Consider the following 15,864-nt stretch of genomic DNA (forward strand, 5'->3'; position numbering starts at 1 on the left):
CCCAACTCCGGAGGTGAAGGACGGTGAAGGACATGACCACGTACGAGGAGTACGAGACGCCCGAGCTTGTCGAGGTCGGCGAGTTCTCGGAGCTGACGCTCGGCTGGGACAACCAGTGCACCGACTGGTTCGGTGGTGGCGCCTGGGTCTGCTGACCCGGCCCCGAACGTCGCATCGCACCAGGACCGCGCGGCGGCCCGCACCACCCGGTGGCGGTGGAGGGACCCCCTCCACCGCCACCGGCGCGTCTGCCGGGACGGCCCGGACGGCGCGCGGCGTTCAGCCCCGGGGATGACATTCCCCGGCCCGATGTGCCCGGCGCGGGCCCGCGCCAGGGTGGTCGGCATGATCGAGGTACAGCAACTCACCAAGCGGTACGGGCCGACCCTGGCCGTCGACGGACTGTCGTTCACCGTCGAACCCGGCCGGGTGACCGGCTTCCTGGGGCCCAACGGCGCGGGCAAGTCCACCACGATGCGCACCATGATCGGGCTCGACCGCCCGACCTCCGGTCGCGTCCTCATCGACGGCGGACCGTACGCGCGACTGCGCCATCCGCTGCGCCAGGTCGGCGCGTTGCTGGAGGCCGGGGCGCTGCACGGCGGCCGGACGGCCCGCGCGCACCTGCTGGGTCTCGCCCGCAGCAACCGCATCCCCGTACGGCGCGTGGACGAGGTGCTGGACGTGGTCGGCCTCACCGGCGTGGCCGACCGGCGCACCCAGGGCTTCTCCCTCGGCATGACCCAGCGGCTCGGCGTCGCCTCCGCGCTCCTCGGGGACCCGCCCGTGCTGCTGATGGACGAGCCCGTCAACGGGCTCGACCCCGAGGGCATCCTGTGGATCCGCGGCCTGATGAAGCGGCTCGCGGCCGAGGGCCGCACCGTCTTCGTCTCCAGCCACCTGATGAGCGAGATGGCGCTCACCGCCGAGCACCTCATCGTCATCGGACGCGGTCGGCTGCTCGCGGACACCTCGGTCGAGCAGTTCGTCGCCCGCAACTCCCGCGCCTACGTACTGGTCCGCAGCCCCGAGCCGGAGCGGATGCGCGCCGTGCTCGCCGAGGCCGGGGTGCACACCGACGACGGCCCCGACGGCACCCTCGAGGCCGTCGGCGCCTCCACCGAGACCGTGGGCGGACTCGCCGCGCGGCACGGGGTCACCGTCTACGAGATCAGCCCACGTACCGCCTCCCTGGAGGACGCCTTCATGCAGCTCACGGCCACCGCCGCCGACCACCGCGCGGACCAGGGCGCCGACGAGGGGGTGCGTCGACCGTGACCGACACCCGCGCGGCCGTCGCGTTCGAGTGGACCAAGATCCGCAGTGTGCGCTCCTCCCTGTGGAGCCTGGCGCTGTGCCTCCTCACCAGCGTCCTGATCGCCCTCCTCTTCGGCTGGGTGCTGCGCGGCGCGTACGACGACATGAGCCCGCAGAGCAAGGCCGAATTCGACCCCGTCGGCTCCGGCTTCAACGGGCTGCGGCTCGGCATGATCTCCCTGGTCGTCTTCGGGGTGCTCGCCGTCACCGGCGAGTACAGCAGCGGCACCGTCCACAGCTCGCTGGCCGCCGTACCGAGGCGCGGCGTCCTCTACGCGGCGAAGGTGCTCACCGGCACCGCCATCGCGTTCGTGACCTCGGTCGTGGTCGTGTTCGTCACCTTCTTCGCCGCCCAGACCGCGATCGGTGACGCGCACAACGCCGCGCTCACCGACGACGGGGTGGCCCGGTCCGTCATCGGTTCGATCCTCTACATGACCCTGCTGTGCGCCTTCTCCATGGGCCTCGCCACGGTGCTGCGCAACCCCGCGCTCACCCTGGGCATCCTCGTACCGCTGTTCTTCATGGTCTCCGAGGTGCTCAACAACCTCCCCGGGGTCAAGAAGGTGGCCCAGTTCCTGCCCGACGCGGCGGGCGGCGTCATCATGCGCCGCGAACCCCAGGAGCACATGGTCCTCACCGCCTGGAGCGGGATGGCGGTGCTCGGCGTCTGGGTCGCGCTGGCGCTGCTCGGCGGCTATCTCGCGCTGACCCGCCGCGACGCCTGACCCGCCGTCACGCCTCAACGGGCGTGCGCCGCGGAGCCGGAGGGCGGCCGGGCGGAGGACGGGACGGGGACGGGACGCCGCGCCCAGGAGCCCGGGACGGCGGGCTGCCTACGTTGTGCGGGACCAGGGGCACGACCGCGGGCCGCAGCTCCGCGGCCGTACCCCAACCGTCTGAGAGAGGGAGGACGCGCATGGCCACGTACGAGGAGACCTACGAGGCGCCGGAACTCGTGGAGGTCGGCGGGTTCGCGGAGCTGACGCTCGGCGCCGGCCCCACGGACTGCGTCGACTGGTTCGGCGGAGACGCCTGGATCTGCTGAGCACCCGTGTGAGGCGGCGACGCCGCCCGGCACCGCGCGGTGGAGCGGCCACTGGCGGCCGCTCCACCGTCGTGCCGACGCCCCCGCGCTTCCCCGCGCCCCCGCGCGGTGGCGGCCGCCGTCGCGCGTGCTCCGTCCGTGCCCTGCCCGCGTCCCGCCGAAGAGACCGAAGAGGGAGACATGGAGTTCCTGATCCTTCCCGACAGCCCGCGGGCGGAGCCGGTCGCCCGCGCCGCGGCCGCCCCCGGCGCGCGGACCCTCACCCACGCCTCGGGCAGGCCCTGGCTGATCGGCCGCTGGGACGACCACGAGTGCGTCCTCGCCGACGGCGGCCGCAACAAGCTCGTCCTCCTCGGCACCACCCGCGCCGACCCGGACGCCGTCGGCCGGTCGCTCGCCCGCTCCCACGCGCCGCAGGATCTCGACGTCCTGATCCGTACGCTGCCCGGCAGCTTCCACCTCGCCGCCTCCTTCGACGGCCGCACCCGTACGCAGGGCTCCCTCTCCACCGCGCGGCACGTCTTCCACGCGCGGACCGGCGGCGTCACCGTGGCCGCCGACAGCCCGAGCGGTCTGACGGCGCTCACCGGGTCCGACCTGGACGAGGAGACGCTCGCCCTCCAACTGCTGCTCCCGGTGCCCTGGCCGCTCGCCGGGCGCCCGGTGTGGACCGGCGTCCACCCGCTCGGCGTGGGGAACTGGCTGGACGTACGGCCGGACGGCACGGCCCGCGAGGTCACCTGGTGGACCGCGCCGGACCCGGAGGTCCCCGCGACCCGGGCGCTCGGCACGCTCCGCGCGGCGTTGGCCGACTCCGTCGCCGTACGCGCCGACCACCAGGACGTCCTCAGCGCCGACCTGTCGGGCGGCCTCGACTCCACCAGCCTCTGCTTCCTCGCCGACGCGACCGGCGCCCGACTCCTCACCCACCACTGGGAACCCATGGACCGCGCCAACGCCGACACCCGGTGGGCGCGCCTCGCGGCCGGGCTGATGCCGTCCGCCCGACACCGGTCCGCGGCGCCCGAGCAGGGGCCGCTGTGGTATGAGGCGGCGCCCGACCGTGACGGGGCCCGCGACGACGCCGAGGGCCCCCTCGTGTGGACCCGCAACCGCGCCCACACCGAGACCCTCGCCCGTGCCGTACGCGCCGAGGGCGCCACCCGGCACCTCATCGGCGTCGGGGGCGACGAACTGTTCGGCGTCTCACCCCAGTTCGGCTGGTCGCTCATCCGCAGCGACCCGGCGCGGGGGATACGTACCATGCGCCGGTTCCGTTCCGTCAACCGCTGGCCGGTCGGCGCCACCCTGCGGGCACTCGCCGACCGCTCGTCCTTCGCGGACTCCCTGACCCGTGCCGCCGCCGGGATCGCGGCCCCGCAGCCCCCGCGCTTCGCGCCGCCCCGGGGCTGGGGCCGCGGCGACCCGCGCATGCCCGGGTGGGCCACCGGCGATGCCGTGGCCACCGTGCGCCGCCTGCTGACCGAGGCCGCCGCACGGCGTCCCGCGCCCCTGCACCCCGACCGGTTCCAGCACCAGACGCTGGAGGTCACCGTGCTGAGCGGACACGCGGCCCGCCAACTCAACCGTTCGCTGCGCCCGTTGGACGTCACGTTCGAGACTCCCTTCCTGGACGACCGCGTGCTGGAGGCGGCGCTCTCCGTACGGACCGCCGACCGCGTCGTGCCCGGCCGTTACAAGCCGCTGCTCACCGACGCCCTGCGCGGGGCCGTGCCCGACGCCGTGCTCGACCGGCGGGACAAGGGCGCGTTCGGCCAGGAGGCGTACGAGGGGCTGTACCGCAACCGCCGACGGCTCTCCGCGCTCTGCGACGACCTGCGCCTGGCCACGCTCGGGCTGGTCGACGCCGAGGCGTTGCGGGCCGCGCTGCACCGGCCCACGCCCGACACCCGTGCGCTCAGCCCGTTCGAGAACACCCTCGCCTGCGAGACCTGGCTGCGGTCACCGAGTGCCGTCGCCCCGCTCGCCGCACCGTCCGCCGGAGGACCCCGATGACGTACGCCCTGGACCCGGAAGTGACCACCACCGAGGTCGAGGACGGCGTCGTCCTCCTCGACCAGCGCACCGGCCGGTACTGGCAGCTCAACCGCTCCGGCGCCGCGACCCTGCGGCTGCTGCTGGACGGCGACTCGCCCGAGCGGGCCGCGCGCGCGCTCGCCGGGAGGCACCCCGACGCCGTCGACCGTGCCCGTGGGGACGTCCGTGCCCTGCTGGACTCCCTGCTCAAGGCCCGGCTGGTGGTGGACTCATGAGCATGCCCGTGGTCTCCGAGCAGGCCGGAGGCGGCAGTTGGCACCGGCGGCTCAGCGCGCGCTGCGCCGTGGGCGCCGCGCACGTCCTCGCCAAGCTGCCGCCGCGTCGGCTGCGGCGCGTCCTGCGCGCGGCCTCCCGTGGCGCCCGGCCCGCCACCGCCGCCCGTACCCTCGAAGCCCGTACGTCCGTCGTGGCGGTGAGCGCCTGGTGCGCCGGGCAGGGGTGCCTGGAGCGGTCCGTCGCCACCGCGCTGCTGTGCCGCCTGCGCGGCGTCTGGCCCGACTGGTGCACGGGGGTGCGCACCCGGCCGTTCCGCGCCCACGCCTGGGTCGAGGCGGAGGGCCGTCCGATCGGGGAGCCGGACGACACCGGGCTGTTCCGGGCCGTCATGAGCGTCCGGCACCCCGCGTCGACCCCCGCCGCCCCCGCTGGTCCCGCCGCCCCCACCGGCACCTCGTCCGGTGACGCGTCCGGTGACGCGCCCGCCCCGGAGCGGTCGCGGTGAGGGCCCGGCACGCGGTGCTCGCGGAGGGCCTGCGCAAGACCTACGGGACGCACGAGGCCGTCGTCGACCTGGACCTCGCCGTCGATCCCGGCGAGACGTACGGCTTCGTCGGGCCCAACGGCGCGGGCAAGAGCACCACCATCAACATGCTGTGCACGCTGCTGCGCCCCTCGGCCGGGCGCGCCGAGGTCGCCGGGCACGACGTCACCCGCGACCCCGACTCCGTACGGCGCGGCATCGGCCTGGTCTTCCAGGAGTCCACCCTCGACGGGGAGTTGACCGCCGAGGAGAACCTCCGCTTCCAGGCGGACCTGTTCGGGATGCCCAGGGCCCGGGCCCGCCGGGCCCTCGCGGACCTGCTCGACCTGGTGGAGCTGACCCACCGCAAGGACTCGCCCGTACGCACCTTCTCCGGCGGCATGCGGCGGCGCCTGGAGATCGCCCGCGGGCTGCTGCACATGCCGCGCGTCCTCTTCCTCGACGAGCCGACCACCGGTCTCGACCCGCAGACGCGGGTGGCCATCTGGGAGCACCTGCACCGGCTGCGCGCCGAGCAGGAGATCACCATCTTCCTCACCACGCACCACCTGGAGGAGGCCGAGAACTGCGGCCGGTTGGCGATCATGGACCAGGGTCAACTGGTCGTCGAGGGCACCCCCGCGGAGCTGAAGGGCGTGGTCGGCGCCGATCTGGTCGTGCTGCGCACCGGCGACGACGAACGGGCCGCCCACGCCGTACGGGAACGGTTCGGCCTGGAGGCCCGTACGGGACCCGACGGCGTACGGCTGCGCACCCCGGACGGCGCGGCCTTCGTGCCCCGCCTCTGCGCCGAACTCGCCGTCCCCGTCCACTCGGTGACGGTCACGCCGCCGAGCCTCGACGACGTCTTCCTGCACTACACCGGCCGCACCATCCGCGAGGCCGACGGACCCCGGCAGCCCGACTTCGGGCCCAGGAGGTAGCCATGGCTCAGCACGAGCTGCACGCCCGTACGGCCGCGCACCCCGACCCGTACGTGCCCGCCGAGCCGCCCGCGCCACCGGACGCCGACCCGGGCCGGGACGCGGACACGCGCCCGCCACCGGACGCGGACACGGACGCGGACCGCGGGCTCGGCCGCGACCTGCGCACCATGAGGGTGCTGTGGCACCGGGAGACCCTGCGCTTCGGGCGCAACAAGCTGCGCATCGCCATGGGCATGGTCACCCCGTTGATGTTCCTGCTCGTCCTCGGCACCGGGCTGAACTCCACCATGTCCGAGGACAGCCTCAGGGACTTCCGTGCCTTCCTCTTCCCCGGCGTCGTACTCATGTCGGTGCAGGCACCGGCCATCGCCGTCGGCGCGTCCATCGTGTGGGACCGGCGGTCCGGCTTCCTGCGGCAGATGCTGGTGGCCCCGGTGCGCCGCAGCGCCATCCTGGTCGGCACCTGCCTCGGCGGCGCCACCTCCGGAGTCGTGTACGGGGTGCTGGTGCTGCTCCTGGGACCCGTCGCCGACGTGCCGTACCACCCCGGGCTGCTGCTGGTGCTGCTCCAGGTCGGGCTGGTCGCCTTCGCGTTCACGGCGCTCGGCGTCGCCGCCGCCGTGTGCATCCGGCGGCCCGAGACCTTCCAGGTGGCGGTCAGTCTCTGCATGATGCCGCTGTTCTTCCTGTCCGGCGCCATGTTCCCGGCCGACGGGCTCCCCGGCTGGCTCGGCACGGTCGTACGCGTCAACCCGCTGACCTACGCGGTGGACGCGCTGCGCCGTACGATGCCCGGCGACGGAGCGGCCGTCGCGGGCGGTCCGTCCGGGCCGCGCTGGGGGAGCTGGACCCCGCCCGTGGCCGTGGAGATCGGGCTGATCGCCGTGCTGGCCGTGCTCGCCCTGGCCGTCGCGACCCGGAGGTTCTCCCGTGTCGAGGAGTGACGCGGCGGGACGCGCCACGACCGGTCTCGTTCCCGGGTCTGTCGTTCCGGAGCACGAAGCCCCGGGCGCCCGGCCGCGGTTAGGGTCACGCGATGGATCACCCCGCAACGCAGCCGCTGTTCGGCCGACGGCTGACCACCGAGCAGCTCGTCGCCCTGGACTGCCTGGCCGCCGTGGCCTACGTGGCGCTGCTGCTGGCCCTGCGGCACACGTCCGGGCCGCCCGGGGCGGCCGGTCCGGACGGCCCGTCCGGACCGGCCGCCGACATCCTGGCCGTCGCCACCGGACTGCCCGTGGCGGTCCGCCGGTTGTGGCCCCTGCCGGTACTGGCCACCACCGTCGTCACGTCACTCGTCTCGGTGGTCCTCGGTGTCGTCACGGACCCGTTCCTCGCGGTGGCGTTCGCCCTCTACCCGGTGGCGCTCGGCGGCCCGACCCCGCGTCGGCTGCCCCTCGCGGCCGGTGCGCTCATCGGCCTCGGCGGGATGGTCGCCACGGAGCCCGCGAGCCCGTACGCGTACTGGTGGCTGCGCGGCCCCGGGCTCATCGTCCTCGGCTGGGCGCTGATCGCCGGGGCGTGGGCCCTCGGCACCGCCGTACGCGAACGCCGCGCCTTCGCCGAACGGGTCGCGCGGGAACTCGCGGAGCGGGCCGTGACGGAGGAACGGATGCGCATCGCGAGGGAGTTGCACGACGTCGTCGCCCACAGCATCGGCGTCATCGCGGTCAAGGCCGCCGTCGCCAACCACGTCGTCACCACACGCCCCGAGGAGGCCGGGAACGCGCTGCGCGTCATCGAGACCACCAGTCGCGCCGCCCTCCAGGAGATGCGCCACCTGCTCGGCGTCCTGCGCGCCGAGCCCACGGGCGCCCTGCCCGACGCCGAACTCCGCCCCGTACCGGGCACCGCCGGACTCGCCGCGCTGGCCCGTACGGCCACCGGGGCCGGACTGCGCGTACGGCTGGAGGCGCCCGACCTGGACGACCTGCCGGAGGCTCTCGGGCTGACCGTCCACCGCGTCGTGCAGGAGGCGTTGACCAACGCGGTCAGGTACGCGGCGCCGGCCGACTGCCGTGCCGTGATCACCAGGGACGAACGACGGCTGACGATCGAGGTGACCGACGACGGCGGGCCCGGCCGCCCGGGCGCGCACGCCCCCGGCGGCGGGCACGGCCCGGACGGCGGCGGGCACGGCCTCATCGGCATGCGCGAGCGGATCGCCGTGTACGAGGGGGAGTTCGCGGCCGGACCGCGCCCGGAGGGCGGCTTCACCGTACGGGCCACGCTGCCCCTCGGCCCGGCCGGTGCCGAACCGGGGACGAGCCGGTGAGCCACGACGTACGGGTGCTGGTCGCCGACGACCAGGCCCTGCTGCGCGGCAGCTTCCGTGTCCTCGTCGACCACGAGCCCGGCCTGACCGTCGTCGGTGAGGCCGCCACCGGTGCCGAGGCCGTGGACATGGCGGCACGGCAACACCCCGACGTCGTGCTCATGGACGTCCGGATGCCCGAGATGGACGGCATCGAGGCCACCCGCCGGATCTGCGGCACCCCGGAGACCTCCGGGGTCCGCGTCCTCATCCTGACCATGTTCGACCTCGACACCTACGTGTACGCCGCGCTGCGCGCCGGAGCCAGCGGCTTCCTGCTGAAGGACACACCGCCCGCGGACCTGATCACCGGGCTCCGGGTCGTCGCCGCGGGGGAGGGGCTGCTGGCCCCCTCCGTGACGCGGCGCCTGATCGAGGAGTTCGCGCGCGGCCCCGAGGGCCGGCCGCGGACCCCGGCACGCGCCTTGGAACGGGCCGGGATCACCGGCCGCGAACGCGAAGTGCTCACCCTGGTCGCCAGGGGCCTGACCAACTCGGAGATCGCGGGCCGCCTGCGGCTCAGCGTCCCCACGGTCAAGACCCACGTCAGCCATCTGCTGACCAAGCTCGACAGCCGCGACCGGGCGCAACTGGTCATCGTCGCCTACGAGACGGGACTCGTGTCCACCGGCTCACGGTGACCTCCACCGGCCGTCGCGGCCACGTACCGCCGACGGCCACGGTCGAAGGGAAACCCATGCCGCACCAGCAGTCCGCCTCCCGCCCCAGTCCGTACCGTCAGCCCGGCCCCCACCGTGACCTCCCCTCCCGGCGCGCCTGCCGGGTCGCCGTCGTCGGCGCCGGGATCGGCGGCCTCGCCGTCGCCGGTGCCCTGCTGCGCGCGGGCGCGCTCGTCGACGTGCACGAACAGGAACCCGTACCGCGCGAGGCGGGCGTCGGCATGCACCTGGCGCCCAACGCCTGCCGCGTCCTGTTCGGCTGGGGCCTGGAGGAGCCGCTGCGCGCGGTCGCCGTCCGCCCGGAGGCGATGGAGGTGCGCACCGGGGACGGACGGCTCCTCGCCCGCCGTCCGATGGGCGGCACGTGGGAGCGGGAGTACGGCGCCCCTCACCTCACCCTGCTGCGCAGCGACCTGCACGCCCTGCTCGCCACCCGGGTGCCGACCGAACACCTGCGCCTCGGGGCCCGGTTGACCGGGTACGAAGCGTCCGGGGAGGGCGTACGGCTGCGGTTCGCCGACGGGCGCGAGTCCGCGGCCGACCTCCTCGTCGGCGCCGACGGCGCGCACTCCGTGGTGCGCCGCGCCGTGGTCGGGGAGCACCATCCCGTCCTGTCCGGGGCGAGCGCGCTGCGCGGGCGGGTGCCCGCGGAGCGGGTACCGGCGCTGGCACCCGACACGCTGTACGTCTGGGTCGGCCGCGACGCCCGCCTGCTGGCCGTACCGGTCGACGCCGGGCGGCAGTTCACCTACGTGGCCGTCGTCCCCGCTCCCGCCACGGCCCCCGTCGAGGAGTCCTGGACCGGCACCGGCGACCACGCGGAACTGGCCGCCGCGTTCGCCGGGTGGCACGACGACGTGGCGGAACTCGTACGGGCGGCCAGGACACCGGGCCGCTGGACCCTCCACGACCGGGAACCGCTGCCGCGTTGGGGCCACGGCCGCGTCACGCTCCTCGGGGACGCCGCGCACCCCATGCTCCCCCACCACGGCCAGGGCGCCGGGCAGGCGCTGGAGGACGCGGTGGGTCTCGCGCACTTCCTCGACGGCACGCCCGAAGGGCTGCGCCGCTACGAGGAGTTCCGCCGCCCGCACACGGCGCGCGTACAGCTCGGCGCGCGCGGCGGCGGCTCGCAGCGGATGGGGCCCGGCGCCCCCGACGGCGTGGCACGGGTGGTCGAGGACACGTCCTGGATCAGCCACTACGACGTGCGGCGGGCCCTCGCGGAGACGGCGGCCGGTGCTTCCGACGCGCGCGGCGCGGGTCTCGGCGGGCGGGCGGCGCGGGTGGGGTCCGAGGTACGGACGGGGCGTGGCGTACGTCAGGGGAGGGACGTACGGAGCGAGGTATAGACGGACGCACAGGACGACGGCAGACCGCCGTATGGCCGCTGCTCCTAGCCTCCAGTTCATCGAAGCCGCAGCCAGGAGGAGGACGGCCACGTGTCGCACCACGTCGACCGACGACAGGTCCTGAAGGTCTCGCTGGGGGTGGCGGCCGTGTCGGCCGCCGGGACGGTGGTCGCGCCACCGGCCTCGGCCGCCGCACCCCGCGACGACTTCCCGGAGGTGCCCGGCATGTCCGGGGACCGCCGCGCCAACGAGTTCTGGTACCAGCTGGACGAGACGACGCTCTACGACTCCTCGCAGGAGGTGAAGGACGCCTACGCGGCCATCGAGGCGCACGTCGGCAACATCGAGCGCGGCATGCGCGAGAAGTGGCTCGAACTGGTCGGAACGCCCGGCTACCCGGACAACTACGCCGCGTTCATGACCCCGATCAGACAGCCGCTGGAGGTGCTCTCGCGTACCCAGCTCGGCGTGATGGACCGGTACTACCGCCATCAGCACCTCCGGCTCGTCCAGGCGTTCGGCTGGTTCGGCGAGGGGGTGCTGTACGACCCGCGCGGACACGCCCCGTTCCTGGTGCACACGATGAACGGCACCCCGGACACCCCGCCGCCCGGCTACCACACCTGGTACGCGTACCTGCGCGCCATGTCGCTGCTCGACATCGACCGGCGCCGCTGGGACCGGCTGGCTCCCGCGCTGGCCTTCGCCTGGGCGGCGCAGAGCACGGCACGGCCCGCCCAGGACGCGGTGAACCCGCCGCTGCCCCCGCGCACCGTACGGCGCCTCGCCGCCACCTGGCTGGTCAAGGACGTCGACCGGCTGGACCGGGACTTCCGGTCCTTCCCGTACCCCGAGGGGATGAGCTGATGACCGCCCCGCAACCACCGCACCGGCCGCAGACGGAACGGCGACCGGAACCGCGACCGGAACGCGAACCGCGCGCGCAGGCCGGACCGGCGTACGGGCGCCCGCCCGGTCGGCGCCACGTCCTCCTGGCGTCCGGGGCGCTGGCCGCCGTGGCGGCCGTCCCGGCCGCCGCGTCGTCGGCCGCCGCGGCGCCCGTCGGCCCCGAACTGCCCGACATCCCCGGGATGTCGGGTGACCGCCGCGCCAACGAGCTGTGGTACCTCCTCGACCAGGCCACGCTCTACGAGCCCTCCCAGGAGTTCACGGACGCCTACCACGCCCTCGTCGCCCACTACGGCCCCGGCTGGGACAACATCCTGCTCGGCACCTGGCGGCGACTCGTCACCACTCCCACGTACCGGCGGGAGTTCACCGACTTCGTGGCGCCCGTACGCGGCCCGCTGGAGGTGATGTCACGGGTGCAGCTCGGTGTCTTCGACGCCGTCTACCACCCGGCCAACCCCCGACTGGTGCGCGCCTTCGCCGAGTTCGGGCAGGGCGTGCTGTACGACCCGCGCACCGGGGCGCTGCACGTCATGACCGGCACGCCGCCCGGCGGCTATCCCGTCTGGCACGTCGTCATGCGGGCCATGACGTTCCTCGACGTCGACCGACACCGCTGGGAGCGGCTGGCGCCCCTGAACGCCTTCGCCTGCGCCGTGCACCTCACGGCCGACCCGGACCTGGAGCACGTCAACCAGCCCCTGCCGCGCCGCACCGTACGGCGGCTCGCCGCCCACTGGCTGTCTCGCGACATCACGCGGCTGGACGAGGACTTCCAGTCGTTCCCGTACCCGCAGCAGCAGGACTGAGACCCTGGGAGAGGGCATGACACGTACGGGAATCTGGCTGGTGGGCGGGCGCGGCTCGGTCGCGGCGAGCACCGTCGCCGGCGCCGCGGGCCTGCGCGCGGGCGTGCTCGCGCCGGTGGGCCTGGCCGGGGAACTCGCCCCGTTCCACGGGGTGGGTCTCCCCTCCTTCGACGACCTCGTCTTCGGCGGGCACGACCCGGCGGCCGAGGGGCTCGTCAAGCGCGTGGAACGGCTCGCCGCCGACGGCGTCGTCCCGCCCGGCCTGCCCGCCCTCGTCCGCGACGACCTGCTGGCCGCCGACGCCGAGATCCGGCCCGGTCTCACCGCGTCGGTGCGCCCGGCACCCGGGACGCCCACCGGCACGGCGGACGCTGCCGTCGACGAACTCGCCGCCGACATCGCGGACTTCCGCCGCCGGACGGACGTGGACACCGTGGTCGTCGTCAACGTGTCCGCCACCGAGGCCCCCGCCCGGCCGCATCCGGCGCACGCCTCCTGGGAGTCGCTGCGCGCGGCGCTGCGGCGGCCCGGGGACGCCGACGTGCTGCCGCCGAGCGCGCTGTACGCCTGCGCCGCGTTCCGGGCCGGCTGCCCCTTCGTGGACTTCACCCCGTCGACGGGTGCCCGGCTGCCCGCGCTCGACCAACTCGCCCGCGAACGCGGCCTGCCGTACGCCGGGAGCGACGGCAAGACCGGTGAGACGCTGGTCAAGTCGGTGCTGGCGCCGATGTTCGCGCGTCGCGCCCTGACCGTACGCAGCTGGTCCGGCACCAACCTGCTGGGCGGCGGCGACGGTGCCGCCCTGGCCGATCCCCGGCGGGCGGCGGCCAAGATACGTTCCAAGGACCGGCTGCTGCCGGAGCAGTTGGGCGGGCCGGTGGAGGGCGGCGTGCACATCCACGAGGTGCCCGACCTGGGGGAGTGGAAGACCGCCTGGGACCACATCACCTTCGAGGGGTTCCTGGGCGCCCGCATGACCCTGCAGTTCGTCTGGCAGGGCTGCGACTCGGCGCTCGCCGCACCTCTCGTACTGGACCTCGCGCGGTTCACGGCCCTCGCCCACCGGGCGGGCGTCAGCGGGCCGGTGGGCGAGCTGGGCTTCTACTTCAAGGACCCCGTGGACTGTGCGGAACACGCGCTGGACCGGCAGTTCGACACCCTGGTGGCGTGGGCGCGAGACCTGAGCGGGGCGCGGCACCCGGGCGGGGCGCCGGGGTGAGCGTCCGCCGGGGTGTCCGCGCGGGCGGGCACGCCATCCGTAACGGCCCCCGGAACCCGGCGCCCCGCCCCGGCCGGGGGCACCGCGCCGGGGCCGTGACCGCGCCCGCGACCGGTGTCAGGGAACGGCCGTCGCCGTACGGTGTGCCGGTCCGTCCAGGGCCAGCCCGCCGCTGAGCACGGCGCGGTGGGTGGCGGTCAGCGCCGGGCCGGGGTCCACCCCCAGCTCCTCGGCGAGCAGCCGTCGGCCCTCCCGGTAGACGGCGAGGGCCTCCGCCTGCCGCTCGCACCGGTACAGCGCGGTCATCCACTGCGCCCGGAACCGTTCGCGCAGCGGGAACCGTGCCACCAGGCCGGTGAGTTCCGCGACCAGCTGGCGGTGCTCGCCCATGGCCAGCTCGGCGTCGAGGCGGCTCTCCAGGGCGGCCATCCGCGCCTCGTCGAGCTGCGGGGCCTCGGCGTCCCGCAACTGTTCGGTGACCCCGCCGAGCGCCGGCCCGCGCCACAGGCCCAGTGCCGCACGCAGCAGCCGGGCCGCCGCGTCATGGCGCCCCTCACGCAGCGTCGCGTGCCCCGCGCGGGACAGCCGCTGGAACTCGGCGGCGTCGAACACCGCGTCCCGTACGCCCAGCCGGTAACCGGCCGGTTCGCGCACCAGCTCCACCGGGCCGCCGAGCCGCTGCCGCAGCCGGGAGACGTACGTGTACAGCTGGGCGCTCACCGTGGTGGGCGGTCGCTGTCCCCACAGCAGCGACACGAGGCGCTCGTCGGACAGCACGTCCCCGTTCGCCAGCAGCAGCGCGGCGAGCAGGGTCCGTTGCTTGTGGCCCGGGATCGGGATCTCCCGGCCCTCGGTACGGACACGCAGTGGTCCCAGGACGCTGAACTCCACTCTTTCCCCCCGTTGTTCGTGCGGGCCGTGGTCCGTGCCGGTCGGTCGTGACGGCGACGGCCGGGCGCCCGCGAGCGCACAGCGTAGGCCGCCCTCCGTCCCGGGAGCCCGGGACCGGTGACCCGAGCCCGTCCCCGGGAGCGGAACGGGACCCCGGTCCCGGGACTTGGGGACCCCGGGATTCCTACGCTGGGCCCGTCGACGCCGCGCACCGAGAGGCAGTGAGAGGCCGCCCATGTCGCACGACCAGCGCCAGCACACGCCCCCACCGCCCACCCGCGACGACGAGGCGCGCCGCGCCCGGCTCGCCGGACTCCGCGCCCGCGACGCCCGCCGGGCCCACCGTTCCGGGCGGCTGCGCGTCGCCGCCACCGTCCTCGCCGCGGTCGTGGCGGCGGCGGTCCTCGTCGCCGTCGTCCTGAGCGTGCGGGGCGGGTCGGGCGGTGACGACGCCGACGCCTCCGGCGTCGACCCCACCAAGGCCAACGTCCGGGGCGAGAAGGTCTACGGCGACCTGGAACGCGGCCACGTCAAGGGCGACGTCGACTATCCCGCCGGACAACTGCCCCCGGTCGGCGGACGCCACGACCCGCGGTGGCAGAACGCCAACGGCGACGTCTACACCCGCCCGCTGCGCCCGGAGAACGCCGTGCACTCCCTGGAGCACGGCGCCGTCTGGGTCACGTACTCCCCGACGCTCCCGCAGCCCGAGGTGGAGAAGCTGCGCGCCGAGGTGGCGGGCGTCCCGTACCGCATGATGAGCCGCCTGCCCGGTCAGGACAGCCCGGTCCGGCTCACCGCGTGGGGCCATCAGCTGTCGCTCGAATCGGCCGACGACCCCCGTATCGGCGAGTTCTTCGACGCGTACGCGCAGGGGCCGCAGGCACCCGAGCAGGGCGCGCCGGTCACCGGCGGGAAGCCGACGCCGTGACGGGCCCGTCGTCCGCGCGGCACCCCGTACGGCTCTCCCGTGCGGGCGTGCTGGCGGCCTCCGTGATCCTGCTGTCCGCCGTGGTGCTGCTGACGGGCCTGTCCGGCAGGGCCCCGGCCGGTTCCCCGGAGCCGACCGGGGACTCGGTCGCCGTCGGCTTCAGCCGCGACATGGCCACGCACCACCAGCAGGCGGTCGAGATGTCCCTGACGGTGCTCCGCAACGGCTCCTCGGCCGACGTACGGACCCTCGCGTACGACATCGCCAACACCCAGGCGGCACAGCGCGGGATGATGCTCGGCTGGCTCCAGCTCTGGGGCCGCGACGCCACGTCCGGCGTCCACGCCATGGCGTGGATGGACATGCCGCGACCGAGCGCCGCGGACCGCCGCCGCGGGGTCCTCATGCCGGGCATGGCCGACCGCGCCGACCTGGCGCGGCTCGCCGTCGCGCACGGCAGGCGGGCGGACGTGCTCTACCTCCGCCTGATGACCGCCCACCACCTGGGCGGGGTGCACATGGCCGAGGGCGTCACGGCGGACGACACGCCCGCGCCGGTCCTGCGGCTCGCCGAGGGGATGGTCCGTGGCCAGCGGGCGGAGATCGACCTGATGCGGACCCTGCTGGAACGGCTCGACCCGGCCTGAACG

At 75.0% G+C, this 15,864-nt stretch carries 18 protein-coding genes; 17 read left to right on the forward strand and 1 reads right to left on the reverse strand.

Annotation, left to right across the window (positions count from 1 at the left end):
• Positions 1-32: 32 nt before the first annotated feature.
• From D7M15_RS26720 to D7M15_RS26790, 15 genes are all read left to right on the forward strand, one after another.
• A complete protein-coding gene (locus D7M15_RS26720; RefSeq protein ID WP_121521483.1) occupies positions 33-155 on the forward strand; it encodes a lasso RiPP family leader peptide-containing protein in 123 nt (40 codons plus the stop codon).
• Between the two features lie 190 nt (positions 156-345).
• Positions 346-1,278, forward strand: coding sequence for an ATP-binding cassette domain-containing protein (locus D7M15_RS26725; RefSeq protein WP_121521485.1), 933 nt, complete (start codon positions 346-348; stop codon positions 1,276-1,278).
• Positions 1,275-2,045, forward strand: coding sequence for an ABC transporter permease subunit (locus tag D7M15_RS26730; RefSeq protein WP_121519829.1), 771 nt, complete (start codon positions 1,275-1,277; stop codon positions 2,043-2,045). The genes D7M15_RS26725 and D7M15_RS26730 overlap by 4 nt, the downstream gene beginning before the upstream one ends.
• Before the next feature lie 191 nt (positions 2,046-2,236).
• Complete coding sequence (locus D7M15_RS26735) at positions 2,237-2,365, forward strand: lasso RiPP family leader peptide-containing protein (RefSeq protein ID WP_121519830.1); 129 nt, start codon at positions 2,237-2,239, stop codon at positions 2,363-2,365.
• A gap of 180 nt (positions 2,366-2,545) precedes the next feature.
• Positions 2,546-4,381: an asparagine synthase-related protein gene (locus tag D7M15_RS26740; protein WP_121519831.1), complete on the forward strand. Its 1,836-nt coding sequence runs from the start codon at positions 2,546-2,548 to the stop codon at positions 4,379-4,381.
• Entirely contained in the window at positions 4,378-4,638 is a 261-nt protein-coding gene (locus tag D7M15_RS26745) for a lasso peptide biosynthesis PqqD family chaperone (protein WP_121519832.1), read from the forward strand. Before D7M15_RS26740 ends, D7M15_RS26745 begins: the two co-directional genes overlap by 4 nt.
• The gene (locus D7M15_RS26750) at positions 4,635-5,144 is read left to right on the forward strand and encodes a lasso peptide biosynthesis B2 protein (RefSeq protein WP_121519833.1); all 510 of its coding nucleotides are present in this window, start codon (positions 4,635-4,637) and stop codon (positions 5,142-5,144) included. The genes D7M15_RS26745 and D7M15_RS26750 overlap by 4 nt, the downstream gene beginning before the upstream one ends.
• On the forward strand, positions 5,141-6,106 hold the full coding sequence (locus D7M15_RS26755; protein ID WP_121519834.1) for an ATP-binding cassette domain-containing protein: 966 nt from the start codon (positions 5,141-5,143) through the stop codon (positions 6,104-6,106). Before D7M15_RS26750 ends, D7M15_RS26755 begins: the two co-directional genes overlap by 4 nt.
• 2 nt (positions 6,107-6,108) lie before the next feature.
• Positions 6,109-7,053 carry an ABC transporter permease gene (locus tag D7M15_RS26760; RefSeq protein ID WP_121519835.1) on the forward strand — a complete coding sequence of 315 codons (945 nt, stop codon included), beginning with the start codon at positions 6,109-6,111 and terminating at the stop codon, positions 7,051-7,053.
• A 92-nt stretch (positions 7,054-7,145) separates the two neighbouring features.
• On the forward strand, positions 7,146-8,384 hold the full coding sequence (locus tag D7M15_RS26765; protein ID WP_121519836.1) for a histidine kinase: 1,239 nt from the start codon (positions 7,146-7,148) through the stop codon (positions 8,382-8,384).
• Positions 8,381-9,064: a response regulator transcription factor gene (locus D7M15_RS26770; RefSeq protein WP_121519837.1), complete on the forward strand. Its 684-nt coding sequence runs from the start codon at positions 8,381-8,383 to the stop codon at positions 9,062-9,064. Before D7M15_RS26765 ends, D7M15_RS26770 begins: the two co-directional genes overlap by 4 nt.
• Positions 9,065-9,120: 56 nt before the next feature.
• A complete protein-coding gene (locus D7M15_RS26775) occupies positions 9,121-10,455 on the forward strand; it encodes an FAD-dependent monooxygenase (RefSeq protein ID WP_121519838.1) in 1,335 nt (444 codons plus the stop codon).
• 90 nt (positions 10,456-10,545) lie between these two features.
• Positions 10,546-11,322: a hypothetical protein gene (locus D7M15_RS26780; RefSeq protein WP_121519839.1), complete on the forward strand. Its 777-nt coding sequence runs from the start codon at positions 10,546-10,548 to the stop codon at positions 11,320-11,322.
• A complete protein-coding gene (locus tag D7M15_RS26785) occupies positions 11,322-12,173 on the forward strand; it encodes a hypothetical protein (RefSeq protein ID WP_240649511.1) in 852 nt (283 codons plus the stop codon). The genes D7M15_RS26780 and D7M15_RS26785 overlap by 1 nt, the downstream gene beginning before the upstream one ends.
• A 16-nt stretch (positions 12,174-12,189) precedes the next feature.
• On the forward strand, positions 12,190-13,392 hold the full coding sequence (locus tag D7M15_RS26790) for an inositol-3-phosphate synthase (RefSeq protein ID WP_121519840.1): 1,203 nt from the start codon (positions 12,190-12,192) through the stop codon (positions 13,390-13,392).
• Positions 13,393-13,509: 117 nt separating this feature from the next.
• Here the strand turns inward: D7M15_RS26790 and D7M15_RS26795 are convergent, their stop codons facing one another.
• Positions 13,510-14,283, reverse strand: coding sequence for an AfsR/SARP family transcriptional regulator (locus D7M15_RS26795; protein ID WP_121519841.1), 774 nt, complete (start codon positions 14,281-14,283; stop codon positions 13,510-13,512).
• A gap of 235 nt (positions 14,284-14,518) precedes the next feature.
• Here D7M15_RS26795 and D7M15_RS26800 point away from each other — a divergent pair, with 235 nt between their 5' ends.
• Both D7M15_RS26800 and D7M15_RS26805 read left to right on the forward strand, forming a co-directional pair.
• Positions 14,519-15,214: a DUF3105 domain-containing protein gene (locus D7M15_RS26800; protein ID WP_121519842.1), complete on the forward strand. Its 696-nt coding sequence runs from the start codon at positions 14,519-14,521 to the stop codon at positions 15,212-15,214.
• A complete protein-coding gene (locus D7M15_RS26805; protein ID WP_121519843.1) occupies positions 15,211-15,861 on the forward strand; it encodes a DUF305 domain-containing protein in 651 nt (216 codons plus the stop codon). Before D7M15_RS26800 ends, D7M15_RS26805 begins: the two co-directional genes overlap by 4 nt.
• Positions 15,862-15,864: the final 3 nt, after the last annotated feature.

It is taken from the genome of Streptomyces sp. Z26 (genome assembly GCF_003665095.1).
GTDB lineage: Bacteria > Actinomycetota > Actinomycetes > Streptomycetales > Streptomycetaceae > Streptomyces > Streptomyces phytohabitans.